Below are 13157 nucleotides of genomic sequence, written 5' to 3' on the forward strand. Positions count from 1 at the left end.
AAGTGTATCCAGGACTTAATGACTCACAATTAGATTTAATTCTCTCTCGTAGTGGTAGAGATTGTAAAATCGTTCCTCTACAAGAAGAAGCCTCTAGCCGACGGTACTTTCGTCTAACTTCTCTAAAAAATCCAGAAGAAGTTGTTTGTGTAGATGAGACTGTGAATGAAGATTTCATTATTATTTCTGAATTTCTGAATCAAAATAAAATAAACTCCCCAAAAGTTTTAGATGTAAATAGAAAGTTTGGGTTAACCTTTATGAGTTTTGAAGGTTTGGATGACTTTAGCACTTATCACTTAAATGATTATAAAAATAAATTTCCAATCCTAATCGATTTAATTTTAAAACTCCAAACATTGGATCCACCACCTCTCGTAAAAAATAGAAAATTTGATACAGAAAAATTAAGTTTCGAAACAAACTTAACATTGGAAAAATACGAAGGATTTCAAAATTTATTCCAAATCAGAACAAAATTTTCGAATGAAGCCAAGGCATTTATTGAAGAGACAGTTGGTTATTTAAGTCAATATCCAATCAATGTATTTACGCATAGAGATTTTCATTGTCGCAATGTTTTAATTTCACCTAATTCTGACTATGCTTTGATTGATTTTCAGGATGCAAGAATGGGTGTCCCGCAATACGATCTCGCTTCCATTTTATACGATGCATACTATCCTTTACCGAGAGATTTTCGTTCTTTGATGTTAAAATCATTTCGGGAAAGAAATACTGACCAAACAAAAAAATTTAACGATACGTTTTATCTCCAAGCACTACAACGATCCTTTAAGGCTCTTGGAACTTACTTTCGAATGGTTACAGACCATGGAAAAGATAAATTCAAACCATCCATTATTTCCTGTTTAAATCAATTGGAAGAAATCATTCAATTGGGAATGTTTGCTGACTCATTGTATATTTTTGTTCGTAGTTTACGGGAAGAACTAAGCCGTCATAAGGACTTTAAAAATTTATGAATGCCTTTGTATTGGCGGCTGGATTTGGAAAAAGGATGGGAATTCTCACAGAAAACAGTCCTAAACCGTTATTAAAGATTCAAGGTATTACTTTACTTGATTACAGTTTATATTTACTGAAACAATGGAAGATTTCTAAAGTTTGGATCAACACACACTACTTAGGTGGTCAAATCAAATCACATCTAGAGAGTTTTAAAGAACTACCAATAGAAGTATTGGAAGAGAAAGAGAAAATTTTAGGTACAGCAGGAGGAATTCGAACTGGTCTTCCTAAAGAATCACTAAATGATCCAATTTTACTAATCAATCCAGACACTTTATTTTTCCCAAATTCAGATTTTACACCAAAGAATCACTTATCTGATAAAACAAAAATTCATTTATACTTACTTCCAACTCCCGAAGGACAGAACTATACAAAAATAAATATTCTCAGTAATGGAATTTTAGAATTTGGAAATGGATCTTATTATTACATTGGACTTGCCATCTTAGATCCAAACTGCCTCATCCATTTAGAAAAGGATCAATATTATGATCTCTCTGATATCTTTAAGGAATGCGCTGAGAGAGGAGAGATTACCGGAGAAGTGTTTAGTGGCAATGTTTTGGACTTAGGTACAAAAGAACTTTGGGATTCCTATGCAACGAAAGATATTTTTGGAAGCGAACTTCCAAAAATTCAGGTCTTTCTCGAAACTTCAAATATGACTTAGAATCTCTTCTTTTCGTTTTTCGTATCCTTTTTTCCCGAGAAGAGCAAACATATTATTTTTATAATCTTCCACACCTGGTTGATCAAAAGGATTTACACCTAACATATAACCAGAAATTCCACAAGCAAATTCAAAAAAATATAAAAGTTCACCAATCATTTCTTCATTTAAGGATGGTAAGGTAATTTCTAAACAAGGCACTCCCCCATCTTTATGAGCAATCAGAGTTCCGAGCATTGCACTTTGATTTACTTCTGAAAGTTTTTTACCTGCTAAATAATTCAAACCATCACGATCGTCTGTTTTTTCTGTGAGGTATAAATCTTGTTTTGGAGATTCTATTTTGATAATTGTTTCCATCAAAGTACGTTCGCCGTCTTGGATATATTGGCCCATAGAATGGAGGTCCGTTGTGAATTGAACCGAAGCGGGGAAAATTCCTTTTCCAGTTTTTCCTTCACTTTCGCCAAACAGTTGTTTCCACCATTCAGAAACGAAAGACAATGCAGGAGTATAACTAACAAAGATTTCTATTTTTTTTCCGTTTGTATAGAGATTATTTCGAATTGCTGCATACATTGTGGCCACGTTGCCTTCGGAAGCAGTTTTTTCTTTAAGCTCAGCCTCCATTTGTTTGGCACCATCAATGAGTTTATTTATACTAAATCCTGCCGCAGCAATTGGTAATAGTCCCACAGCTGTAAACACAGAATAACGCCCCCCCACATCATCAGGGATAACAAAAGTGGGAAACCCATATTCGTCAGCAAGTTGTTTCAAAGCACCTTTTTCTTTATCGGTCGTTGCAAAAACTCGATTTTTAACATTCTCTTTTCCGTACTTTCTTTCCAAAAGAGAAAGTAACAAACGAAAGGCGATCGCAGGTTCAGTTGTTGTTCCCGACTTTGAGATCACATTGACTGAAAACTCTTTATTTTCCAGGAAAGCAAGTAAACGTGAATGATAATCTGAATCTAAATGATGACCGGCATAAATGATTTTTACTGATTTTTTATTGGATTCATGACCACCAAATTCTGGTGTCAGTGCTTCAATCACTGCCCTTGCCCCCAAATAACTTCCACCAATTCCTACTACGACTAAATATTGAGAATGAGATTGGATCGTTTCGGCAGCCAATCGTATCCTTTGCAAATCTTCCGAACTGGTTTGGCCGGGAAGATCCACCCAACCTAAAAACTCTTTCCCCATTCCTGTTTTTTGAAGTAAAGTCTGTCGGGCTTTCTCGGCATTTTCTAATCCTTTCTGAAGTAAAGTTTCAGTAAGAAAAGATTTCACAAATCGATCCGAAATTTTTAGGTTCGACATAGCACCTGTCCTAAAATAAAGTATGGCATCGAAAGGAAGATGAAGTGGATTCTTTTAGAAGTAAAGAAAATTTGAATCAATTTGAGTCATTATTTGGAAAAACAAAACAACTACCGCGTTTGTTCCAAGCTCCAGCTAGAATCAATATAATTGGTGAACATGTAGATTATTTAGGAGGAACGGTCCTTCCAGCTGCGATTAATTTCGCTGTGCAAGTCTATATTCGTCCAAACAATACTTCTAGCTATCATCTTCACTCAGTCACACATAACGAAACAGTTGAATTAAAAAAACCTCTATTACAAAATTCGAAATCACCTTGGTCGGACTATGTGGCCGGAGTCATTGTTGAAATAGAAAAAAAAGGCCACACCGTTCCTGGATTCGATTTCCTCGTGGATGGAAATATCCCTCAAGGATCAGGTCTTTCTTCTTCGGCTGCATTGGAAGTAGTCACTGGTTTTGCCATTCAGGAGACATTTGGACTAAGGATTCCCAAAGAAGAAATTGCTCTAATAGGACAAAGAGCTGAAAACAATTTTGTTGGAACCAAATGTGGGATTATGGATCAATTCATCATCGCTGTTGGAAAAGAGAATGATTGTATTTCCTTAAATACTGATACACTAAAATATTCGTATCACCATTTTGATCTTGGAGACTACGAATTTTACCTGATTAACTCGAATGTAAAACATAACTTAAAAGACAGTTCCTACAACAATCGCCGGGCCGAATGCGAATCAGCATTGATTAAAATTCAAACAAATCATCCGAAATTTACACATTTATATGACGTTGATTTATCCGATTTGGAGATATCTAACTGCCACCTAACAGAAGAAGAAGGTAAAAGAACCAAACATGTCACCTCTGAAAGAGAACGGACAAAAATTGTCATTAATGGACTAGAGTCTGGGAATTTTTCAGAAGTTGGATCGGCATTGTTTCGCACACATTGGTCTTTATCAAAAGATTTTGAGGTCTCTTGCCCCGAAACTGATTTCATTGTTGATTCCTTAGAGAATGCAGGTGTCATTGGTGCCAGAATGATCGGTGGTGGATTCGGTGGATGCGTACTCGTACTAGACAAGAAGGATCATTTTTCTGAAATCGAAGAAGTTTTAAAAAAAAGTTATCAACAAAAATTTAACCTTGCGTTAGACTTCTACAAGTTTCAAATTTCGGACGGGGTAAAGGAAATTTTTTTATGATCGAAAACTGGAGTGATTACACAGTCGAAAGCGGAGACTTTAAAATGGAAGTCCTCCACCAAAGATTTGTGCCCCTCGCAGAAACTGCTGTATACTTTGAGTTATCAGGAGAAATCAATCTTTACAATTCCCAGATTATGAAAGAAAATTTGGAAATCCTGATCTCTAAAGGCATCAATTATATTTATTTAAACTTTGAACAGGTCAGTTATATTGATAGTTCTGGGCTTGGAGTTTGTTTGGGAGTCCATTCCAGACTGATGAAACAAAAAGGATATATTCGAATCATTTCACCGTCTGAAAAAGTTAGATATGTATTGGAATTAACGAAACTAAAAAGCCTACTCCAAATTTTTCCAACATTGGAACAGGCTGTTCAAGCAGTTTAGAAATAAGTAGGAAAAAGAAATTTTAATTTTTCAATTTGTTCCGGATTTCTTTTTTCTGGAGAGGTTACCAAAGAAAACTTTGTACTTCCTACTAGGCTAGTATCATCCGATTTTCCTAAAAGGTCAATGAGTGCTGATAACAACTTCTTTGCTGTTTCTGCATTTTTATTTAAATTCCCCAAAACCATTTCCAAAGTCACATGAGCTTCATCTTCTTTCCAACAGTCATAGTCTGTAGACATACAAATCATTTGATAAAGAATCTCTGCTTCTCTTGCTAGTTTTGCTTCGGGAAGAACTGTCATATTGATGATGTCAGCTCCCCAAGATCTATACATATGAGATTCAGCTCTTGTAGAGAAAAGGGGTCCTTCCATACAGATCAATGTTTTGTTAGCATGGATGGGTAGACCGATTTGTTTTGCGGCTTCTTCTACTTTTTTTCCAAGACCCGGAGAAAAGGGATCTGCAAAAGGAGCGTGAGCAACCATTCCATTTTCAAAAAATGTAGATGGTCTTGCTTTGGTACGATCGATGATTTGCGAAGGAATTACAAAATCTCTAGGAGCAATTTCTTGACGAAGACTTCCGACAGAACTAAAAGCAATGATTTCTTCTACGCCTAACTGTTTTAATGCGGCAATATTGGCTCGTGCAGGAACTTCGCTAGGATTTAAAAAATGTCCTTTCCCGTGCCTTGGTAAAAAGGCAATTTCTTTCCCTTTAAACCGACCAATTGTAATCGTGTCCGATGGTTTGCCCCAAGGAGTTTCTGGATGGATTTCCTGAATGATCTCCATTCCATCAATTGAATACAGGCCTGTTCCACCAATGACCCCGATTTTCACTACATTTGCCATACGAATCCCCTTAAAGTGCAGTTTTCTTCTAACGATTTTAGTTGCATTCGTTTTTTGCATTCAGAGACTGTAGAATGCTCATGGGAGAATACATGAAATCCAAAATATTATCCTTAACCACTCTTACACTTCTGATTTTTACAGCAGGTATCACTTCCGATTCCGCTTTTGACCTGTCGACACAATCTGATCGTAAAACAGTCAGTGTGACTATTTATAACGGTGGGATTGGTCTCGTTCGAGAAACACGAAGTCTAAATCTCTCCAAGGGAATTCGTACTTTACGCTTCGAAGATGTTCCTTCTCAAATCATTCCACAAACCGTAAGGGTCAAAGGGGAAGATGGCAAAAAACTCACTGTCTTTGAACAAAACTACGAATATGATTTAATTTCTCCAGAACGGCTTATGGACAAATACATTGGAAAAGAAGTAACTCTTCACAACGAAGGAAAAGAAAAAACAACTTCAGTCAAAGCCACTTTGATCGCAAACAACGGAAACCCCGTTTATAAAATTGGGGATGAAATTTCACTAGGTTACAATGGAAGGGTGACAGTTCCCACCATCCCAGAAAATCTTTATGCAAAACCTACTCTTGTTTGGAAATTAAAGAATGATACAGAAAAAGAACAAACATTAGAAGTATCATACCAAACCCATGGCCTTGGTTGGTCGGCTGACTATATCCTCGTTTTGGACAAAGAAGAAAATAATTGTGGGTTGAATTCTTGGGTTACCCTAAATAACAACTCTGGTGCAGAATTCAAAAACGCAGTATTACAACTCGTTGCAGGAAAAGTAAATTTGGTCTCCAATCAAGTTTCATCTTATGCTGTAAAAGAACGTACTGTGAAAAAAACCATGACAAAAGAATATGCTGAAGCTGATGCTCCAGAATTTAACCAAGAAAATTTGTCTGAATACTATTTATACACTTTAGACCAACCGACAAACATTGGTTACAATCAAACGAAACAAGTTCAACTCTTTCAATCGGAAGGAATTGAAATCAAAAAATATTTTGTTTTTGAAAATCTACCTATGTATGAAGGAAATGAAAAGAATTTCAATAACGCAACCGTCAAATACATCTTTAAAAATGCAAAGAAAAACAATTTAGGAAGGCCACTCCCACAAGGAACCATTCGTGTTTTTAAAGCAGATTCCAAAGGACGCCAACAACTTCTGGGTGAGGACACAATTGACCATACACCTGAGAACGAAGAAGTAAAAATTCGAACAGGACAAGCCTTTGATGTAGTTGCTAACGGCAAACGACTTTCAAACGAAGTGTTTAAACTTTCTCGAGGAGATAAGTCGACCTACTCTGCAGAAATTCGAAATAGAAAAAAAGAAGAAATTGAAGTTCGATTTTATGCGAGTCTTTGGGGTGATTGGAATATAACAAAGTCTTCCCATAAATTTACAAAAGAATCTGCAACAAAAGCATATACAGATGTTCCTCTAAAAGCGAACGAAACTGTAACTGTGGAATACACTGTAGAAACTAAATACCATTAATGGAAAACAAATATGATGTAATCATCATTGGATCGGGTATTGGTGGCCTTACGGTCGCCTCTATCCTTTCTCAAGTTGCCAAAAAGAAAGTACTCGTTCTCGAACGTCACTTTAAGTTAGGTGGGTTTACTCATACTTTCAAACGACTTGGTAAATTTGAATGGGATGTGGGGATCCATTATATCGGAGACTTAGGTGAAGGTTCTATGTTACGAACTCTTTTTGATTCCATCACAAGGAAAGGTGTGAAATGGAACAAAATGGAAGAACCTTTTGAAGTTTTTGATTATCCCGATTTTAGTTTTCCAGTTTATGGAGAAAAAGAAAAATTCATAGCAGATCTAAAACAAAAATTTCCTTTAGAAACAGATTCCATTGACCAATACTTTCGTGACATCGAAACCTTTACCCAATGGTTTGGAAGGCATTTTACCTTGAAGGCTTTACCGGCAGTATTTGAAAAGGCAGCTAAGTTCTTAAACCTAAACCATATTCCAACACCGTACATCACAACCAAAGAATATATGGACACTCATATTCGGGATGAAAACTTAAGAGCCCTTCTTTGTTCCCAGTGGGGTGATTATGGACTTCCTCCCTCGGCCTCATCCTTTGCCATCCATTCGATGATCGTCACACATTATTTCCATGGTGGTTATTTTCCAATAGGTGGTTCTTCCAAAATTGTAGATTCTATTGAGCCTATTGTAGAAGAAAACGGTGGAAGTTTAAAAATTCTACACAAAGTTAAAGAAATCCTTTTGGATGGGGACAAGGCTGTGGGGGTGAAGGTAGAAGTTCAAAAAGGAAAAAGTTTTTCAGAAGAGGAGTTTTTCGCAGATGTAATTGTTTCCGATGCCGGAGCTTATACTACCTATAACAGATTATTACCCAAGGAACATTCCGCTTCTTTCCAAAAACCTTTGGAAACTCTCAGTTCCCAAGGAACCACCTCCATCACACTCTATATTGGATTTAAGGAATCTCCCAAAAAACTTGGATTCCATGGCGAAAACCATTGGATTTTCCCTGAGATAAATCATGACAATTGTTATGCGAAAAGAAATGATTTAGCAAAAGGGAAACCTCCGATGATGTATCTATCCTTCCCTTCTTTAAAAAATCCTGAAGCAGAAGACCATACTGCAGAGGCCATTAGTTTTGCTGATTATTCTTTATTTGCAAAATGGAAAGACGAACCCTGGAAAAAAAGAGGGGAAGACTATACCAAACTCAAAGAAACCATCACGGAAGGGATGTTAGAATTTTTAGAAGTTCGGTTTCCTGGATTTCGAGATCTCATTGAGTTCACGGAACTCTCCACTCCTATTACCACAGAGTTTTTTACCGGACATAAAGAAGGTTCGATTTACGGACTTTCCTGTACACCGGAACGCTTTCGACAAGAATGGTTAGGTGTGAGGACTACTGTCAAAAATCTTTACCTAACGGGAGCAGATGCCTGTTCTCCCGGAGTTGCTGGCGCTCTCATGGGCGGAATCGCAGCTTCTTCTGTGGTTTTAGGGCTCACGGGAACACTTCGGCTGATGAAAGAACTTTTTCAAAAGAGCCAAGAAACCGGTTGACAAATGGTTTAAGATTCGATAGTTTGATATTAAATTGATGGGAACAAAATTTAAAGGAACCAAAAAAGAAGTACAAGCGCTGGATGCTTTCATTAAGTTGAAACGTGCTGCCGAATCTCTGTCTTCTCGTCTGATTTCTGAGTTTACCAAATGGAGTATCTCAGAGAGCCAATTCGGGGTTTTGGAGACTTTGTACCATTTGGGACCTCTTTGCCAAAAAGACCTCGGGGACAAAATCCTCAAAAGTACAGGGAATATCACACTTGTGATCGACAACCTGGAAAAAAGAAACCTGGTAGAAAGGGTACGTGGTGTGGAAGACAGACGGTTTATTTCCGTTCACCTAACAGCTGAAGGAAAAAAACTCATCGAACAAATTTTCCCTGACCATGTAAAACGGATCACTTCTGAATTTGCAGTATTGTCTCCAGAAGAACAAGAAGTCCTTGGAAAGATCTGTAAAAAACTTGGAAAAAAAACAGAAGCGCTTTGTAAGTAACTTAGTCTCTGTAATCCATCACCAGACGAAATCCCGCTCGCCTATCTTCCGAAAGGTTGGGAATCCCACCATATGATCTTGCACTCGCTGTAGAATTCTTAGCAGAATCAGAATACGAACCCCCACGAACCACTTTGTAAATTTTCCCAAAAGAAAAGTTTTTGATATGGTGGCCAGGGTAAAGTTGGTAATCACTGGAAGTCCATTCCGGAGCATTCCCACACATTCCAATGGCACCATAAGGACTTGCCCCTTCCGTGGATAACTCAAAAACGGACTGTGCTTTTCCCAGTTTGGATTCTCTGGTATTACAATACAAAGAATCATACTCATCACCAAATGGATATTTGGTAGCAATGATTTGGTAACCCAAGGTTTCATCTCGATTGGTAAATTCGATCACACCAGGGCCTCTGGCAGCTTTTTCCCATTCCCATTCGTTTGGAATTCGTTTTCCCACCCAACTGGCATAACGTTCTACTTCACGGTAAGTTAGATGAATGACAGGAAAATCTCCTTCTCCTTCTGGATATTTTCCCCCAATCCAATGGGGTGGGTTTTGCGTATTAGTTTGTTTTAAAAAGTAAGCGTATTCAGCATTCGTCACTTCAAACTTATCAATATAAAAGGACGGAATTTCTTTTAGGTTGGAAGGTTTGGGTTCTAAATAATAAGGATTGAAACTATCACTAGAAGGATCGGTTCCTTGGCCGTATAAAAAAAGACCTCTTGTAACAAGAACCATTTCCTTTCTGTCTTTAGGATGAAACACAGTTTTTCTAGGAGGGGTAAATCTTCCTTTAAAAAAGGCATCTGGTTCTGTAAAAAAATCTTCTTCAATATAACTAGAAATGTAAGCATCGGTTGTGATCTCTTTCATTTTTGAGTTTAGGTCTGGTTTATAATCACCTACTAACACAACTTCTATGAATTGATTTTTTTTACTTATGTTTTTCTCTTCCCAAACGGTATCCCTAACCACAAGGACTCCTTGTTTGAGATCTGTCAGTTTTTGATACACAGGAAATTCTTTTGTATCTGCAAATAATGACTTAATTTCGTTTAAGGAAAGTTTAGAAATTCGTTGGTTGCGATAAATACGAACCTTGATCCAAAGCCTATTTTTATAAACGCCAACAACTTCCCCTTTCCATAGTTGGACTTTCTTTTTAGTCGATGCAAATGGTGATTCTTCCGAAGGTTCCTCTTGTGAAATAAGAGGAGCGGTAGCGATCCCCCAAACGAATAGAATCAATAGTAAATTTTTCATACTGTCTTTTATCATCTTCGGCGTATTTTGCAGAAACCTTTTGATTGAAATTTCCTGTGCATGTATACAATCTGTGGGAAAAGGAAATGTCAGATTGATCGAGTTTCAGTACAAACGAGAGAAGGAAAATATCCTCATTTCCTTAAAAACGGATTCTACCCAAATCGGTACCTTCCACCGAATCGCCACGATCATTTATGCTCTCAAAATGGACATCCTTTCCGGGGAACTTAGCACAGTCATAGAACAAGGTCACGAATTTACAATCGATTCGTTTATTTTACAGGCAGATGGAGGTGATACCACCCAAGCCGCTTTCAAACTAGGAATGATGATGGATTCCTTATTTTCAAAAAATACCAAATTTGAAGAAATCCTGGAGAAATTACAAATCCAAGAACCGGCGGTCGCCACTTTCTTTAGAGAGACACCAGAGTTTATCTTCAGTGACCTTCCCGAGAGAAACGAAACCTGTTTGTATTTAGAAAGTAGTGCTGGGCGGGGTTTGTTGTATTATGTGTCTCGGATTTTGATGCAGAACCAAATCGATATTCGCAGTGCAACCATCGAAACAGACTTCGAAACAGGTCGTGCCAAAGACAGTTTTTATTTAACAGATGCATCGGGGAAGATGTTTGCCTCTTCTGACCTTGCGGACAAAATCAGAAGAGAAATTCTAGCCCCGATCCAATCGAACTCTCGTTAGAGATTAATTTTTACAAAGAACCTTTAAGGAAGTTGCTTTATCAACCTTAGGTGCTTTTCCATTAGAGAAACGGTAAGCAAGACCTAATTTTTTATCCACTTCTGTTTTGGTCCAATATTTCTCTTCGCTAGATTTGATCTCTTTTGGAGCAGTTGCTGCAAATTTTACGAGATCATCTTTAGAAGGAACCACTCCACCCACTGATTTACAATAAGCAGAAGCTTCTGTCCATTTTTTAGAAGCTACTTTGTCCACTAGGAATCCAGCAGTAGATTCTTCCACAGGAGTCTCTTCAGCTTTTTTCTCTGGTTCTGGAACTGGTTTGGTTTGTGCATCAGCAGGAACAGAAGCAGTCGCCACTGGTGCTGGTGCTTTTGTTTTGAAGTATTTCACATATCCTAAATACCCGATTGCAAGCACTCCGGCTAGAACCAAAAATAGATACACTCCATTTCCGGATTCTTTTGATTGAGAAGATCCTTCGGAATGAGATACCGGGGATTGAAGAGAAACTTGCGCGGACTCATCGTTTCTGAAAAGCGATGCACTTTCGTTTCTTGTAGATTGTTTCTTAACCGTATTTGTTTTCTTAGCCGCTTTTTTAACAGCCTTCTTCTTAGCGGCAGATGATGATTTTTTCGTTGCCATAATGATAATCCTTATTGCCGAGACAATTCTAATTATAGTTATCACATAAAAACAAAAAAAGCTGAAGAACTTCTTCTCAAATTTGTTTTTTTTTAAATTTTTTTTAAGTGTGTTTCCCTTTCTCCTACGAAATCGTGATCCTAGATGAAAGAAGTTCGTATTGGTCTATTGGGTGCCGGAGTTGTCGGCACTAGCTTACTCCAACTCTTGGATAAAAACCGAGAAAAAATCCAACGTCATTATGGAATCAACTTACAACTAACGGCGATTGCCACCCGTAGCCCGGGAAAACTCCAAGGTAAAACGAACGTTCCAGTAACGGATGATGTACTGTCGGTTACAAAACGTTCAGATATCGACTTGATTGTTGAATTGATAGGCGGAACCGATATGGCCTATAAAGCCGTTCATTCTGCATTAGAAAATGGCAAAACAGTCATTACTGCCAATAAGGCGTTGTTATCCGAAAAAGGCCGAGAATTGTATCCAATCGCCACAAAAACAGGAGCAGAACTTGGATATGAAGCAGCGGTTGCCGGTTCCATTCCCATCATTCGCACTTTACGAGATGGGCTCTCTTCCTGCGAGTTTGAAGTCATCTGCGGCATTCTCAATGGGACCACTAATTTCATCTTAACCAAAATGGAACAGGAAGCCTGGGATTATTCCACAGCTTTAAAAAAGGCACAAGACTTGGGATTTGCAGAAGCAGACCCTACCTTTGATGTGGAAGGGATCGATGCTGGTCACAAAATTAGTTTGCTGGCAAGTCTTGCTTTCCGTGAGTACGTTTCGTTCGCATCCTTATCGGTAAAAGGAATTTCTGATTTACAGTCATTGGACATCCAATCCGCCCTTTCTCTCGGTTACCGAATCAAACTTTTAGGAATCTCTAAACGAAGTTCGGCGGGTGTTCTCACCAAAGTCCATCCGACTCTTGTTCCCCTCGACCATCCTTTGGCAAATGTCATGAACGAATCCAATGCTGTGTTTTATAAAACCAAAGAAGCTGATTCGGGAATGATTACTGGAAAAGGTGCTGGTGGAATGCCAACCGCAAGTGCTGTTCTTTCCGACATCATCTACTATGCATCCCGATTGGGTAGTAAAGACGTCGCGAAAGAAAATAACTTTTTCCCCGAAGCCAAAGTATTTCCAGAACCTGATAATTTGGTTCGGTATTACCTACGTTTTTCTACCGTAGACCAACCAGGGGTCCTTGCGGAAATTTCTCGGGTCCTCGGCCGTCATAATATTTCAATTGCATCCGTCCAACAGAAGGAGTCTACATCCGAACCCGTATCCGTGATTGTTGTCACCCATGCAGCGACGGAAGGAGAATTTCAGAAATCCCTTCAGGAAATTGATACTATGTCTTCCATCATCAAACAAAAAACTGTGGCAATCCGACTTCTGGAAAAACTGTAA

The 13157-nt window shown here is 38.1% G+C and carries 13 protein-coding genes; 9 read left to right on the plus strand and 4 right to left on the minus strand.

The genetic code is table 11. The features are described 5' to 3' along the window. The first annotated feature begins 2 nt into the window (after positions 1-2). Together CH361_RS00255 and CH361_RS00260 are read left to right on the plus strand one after the other, a co-directional pair. Positions 3-986: an aminoglycoside phosphotransferase family protein gene (locus CH361_RS00255; protein WP_100788840.1), complete on the plus strand. Its 984-nt coding sequence runs from the start codon at positions 3-5 to the stop codon at positions 984-986. Continuing rightward, complete coding sequence (locus tag CH361_RS00260; protein WP_100788841.1) at positions 983-1705, plus strand: nucleotidyltransferase family protein; 723 nt, start codon at positions 983-985, stop codon at positions 1703-1705. Before CH361_RS00255 ends, CH361_RS00260 begins: the two co-directional genes overlap by 4 nt. Here CH361_RS00260 and CH361_RS00265 read toward each other — a convergent pair. Beyond that, a complete protein-coding gene (locus CH361_RS00265; RefSeq protein WP_100788842.1) occupies positions 1691-3034 on the minus strand; it encodes a glucose-6-phosphate isomerase in 1344 nt (447 codons plus the stop codon). The genes CH361_RS00260 and CH361_RS00265 overlap by 15 nt on opposite strands. Positions 3035-3078: 44 nt before the next feature. Between CH361_RS00265 and galK the strand changes: the two genes are divergently transcribed. Both galK and CH361_RS00275 read left to right on the plus strand, forming a co-directional pair. Further along, positions 3079-4248 carry a galactokinase gene (galK, locus tag CH361_RS00270; protein WP_100788843.1) on the plus strand — a complete coding sequence of 390 codons (1170 nt, stop codon included), beginning with the start codon at positions 3079-3081 and terminating at the stop codon, positions 4246-4248. Then, complete coding sequence (locus tag CH361_RS00275) at positions 4245-4637, plus strand: STAS domain-containing protein (RefSeq protein ID WP_100788844.1); 393 nt, start codon at positions 4245-4247, stop codon at positions 4635-4637. Before galK ends, CH361_RS00275 begins: the two co-directional genes overlap by 4 nt. On the opposite strand, the gene mtnP is transcribed toward CH361_RS00275, so the two are convergent. Next, positions 4634-5497 (minus strand): S-methyl-5'-thioadenosine phosphorylase, encoded by an 864-nt coding sequence (mtnP, locus tag CH361_RS00280; protein WP_100788845.1) that lies wholly within the window; start codon positions 5495-5497, stop codon positions 4634-4636. The genes CH361_RS00275 and mtnP overlap by 4 nt on opposite strands. A 92-nt stretch (positions 5498-5589) precedes the next feature. Here mtnP and CH361_RS00285 point away from each other — a divergent pair, with 92 nt between their 5' ends. Genes CH361_RS00285 through CH361_RS00295 form a run of 3 tightly spaced genes read left to right on the plus strand, consistent with a single transcriptional unit; the run spans position 5590 to position 9105 of the window. Beyond that, entirely contained in the window at positions 5590-7020 is a 1431-nt protein-coding gene (locus tag CH361_RS00285; RefSeq protein ID WP_100789389.1) for a DUF4139 domain-containing protein, read from the plus strand. Next, positions 7020-8606 carry a phytoene desaturase family protein gene (locus tag CH361_RS00290; protein WP_100788846.1) on the plus strand — a complete coding sequence of 529 codons (1587 nt, stop codon included), beginning with the start codon at positions 7020-7022 and terminating at the stop codon, positions 8604-8606. Before CH361_RS00285 ends, CH361_RS00290 begins: the two co-directional genes overlap by 1 nt. Before the next feature lie 37 nt (positions 8607-8643). Then, positions 8644-9105: a MarR family winged helix-turn-helix transcriptional regulator gene (locus CH361_RS00295; RefSeq protein WP_100788847.1), complete on the plus strand. Its 462-nt coding sequence runs from the start codon at positions 8644-8646 to the stop codon at positions 9103-9105. A 1-nt stretch (position 9106) separates the two neighbouring features. Here CH361_RS00295 and CH361_RS00300 read toward each other — a convergent pair whose 3' ends face one another. Continuing rightward, positions 9107-10375: a formylglycine-generating enzyme family protein gene (locus CH361_RS00300; protein ID WP_100788848.1), complete on the minus strand. Its 1269-nt coding sequence runs from the start codon at positions 10373-10375 to the stop codon at positions 9107-9109. 94 nt (positions 10376-10469) lie between these two features. Here CH361_RS00300 and CH361_RS00305 point away from each other — a divergent pair, with 94 nt between their 5' ends. Next, positions 10470-11081, plus strand: a complete 612-nt coding sequence (locus CH361_RS00305; RefSeq protein WP_100789390.1) for a hypothetical protein — start codon at positions 10470-10472, stop codon at positions 11079-11081. A gap of 3 nt (positions 11082-11084) precedes the next feature. Here the strand turns inward: CH361_RS00305 and CH361_RS00310 are convergent, their stop codons facing one another. Continuing rightward, the gene (locus CH361_RS00310; protein WP_100788849.1) at positions 11085-11729 is read right to left on the minus strand and encodes a hypothetical protein; all 645 of its coding nucleotides are present in this window, start codon (positions 11727-11729) and stop codon (positions 11085-11087) included. Between the two features lie 144 nt (positions 11730-11873). On the opposite strand from CH361_RS00310, the gene CH361_RS00315 reads away from it, so the two are divergent. Then, complete coding sequence (locus CH361_RS00315) at positions 11874-13157, plus strand: homoserine dehydrogenase (RefSeq protein WP_100788850.1); 1284 nt, start codon at positions 11874-11876, stop codon at positions 13155-13157.

This window comes from Leptospira brenneri (assembly GCF_002812125.1).
Classification (GTDB): Bacteria; Spirochaetota; Leptospiria; order Leptospirales; family Leptospiraceae; genus Leptospira_A; species Leptospira_A brenneri.

Bases quoted from the DNA above. Each gene is read 5' to 3' on its own strand.
- CH361_RS00260 (WP_100788841.1), top strand. From the start codon at position 983: ATGAATGCCTTTGTATTGGCGGCTGGATTTGGAAAAAGGATGGGAATT.
- CH361_RS00265 (WP_100788842.1), bottom strand. From the start codon at position 3,034: ATGTCGAACCTAAAAATTTCGGATCGATTTGTGAAATCTTTTCTTACT.
- CH361_RS00275 (WP_100788844.1), top strand. From the start codon at position 4,245: ATGATCGAAAACTGGAGTGATTACACAGTCGAAAGCGGAGACTTTAAA.
- mtnP (WP_100788845.1), bottom strand. From the start codon at position 5,497: ATGGCAAATGTAGTGAAAATCGGGGTCATTGGTGGAACAGGCCTGTAT.
- CH361_RS00285 (WP_100789389.1), top strand. From the start codon at position 5,590: ATGAAATCCAAAATATTATCCTTAACCACTCTTACACTTCTGATTTTT.
- CH361_RS00290 (WP_100788846.1), top strand. From the start codon at position 7,020: ATGGAAAACAAATATGATGTAATCATCATTGGATCGGGTATTGGTGGC.
- CH361_RS00295 (WP_100788847.1), top strand. From the start codon at position 8,644: ATGGGAACAAAATTTAAAGGAACCAAAAAAGAAGTACAAGCGCTGGAT.
- CH361_RS00300 (WP_100788848.1), bottom strand. From the start codon at position 10,375: ATGAAAAATTTACTATTGATTCTATTCGTTTGGGGGATCGCTACCGCT.
- CH361_RS00310 (WP_100788849.1), bottom strand. From the start codon at position 11,729: ATGGCAACGAAAAAATCATCATCTGCCGCTAAGAAGAAGGCTGTTAAA.
- CH361_RS00315 (WP_100788850.1), top strand. From the start codon at position 11,874: ATGAAAGAAGTTCGTATTGGTCTATTGGGTGCCGGAGTTGTCGGCACT.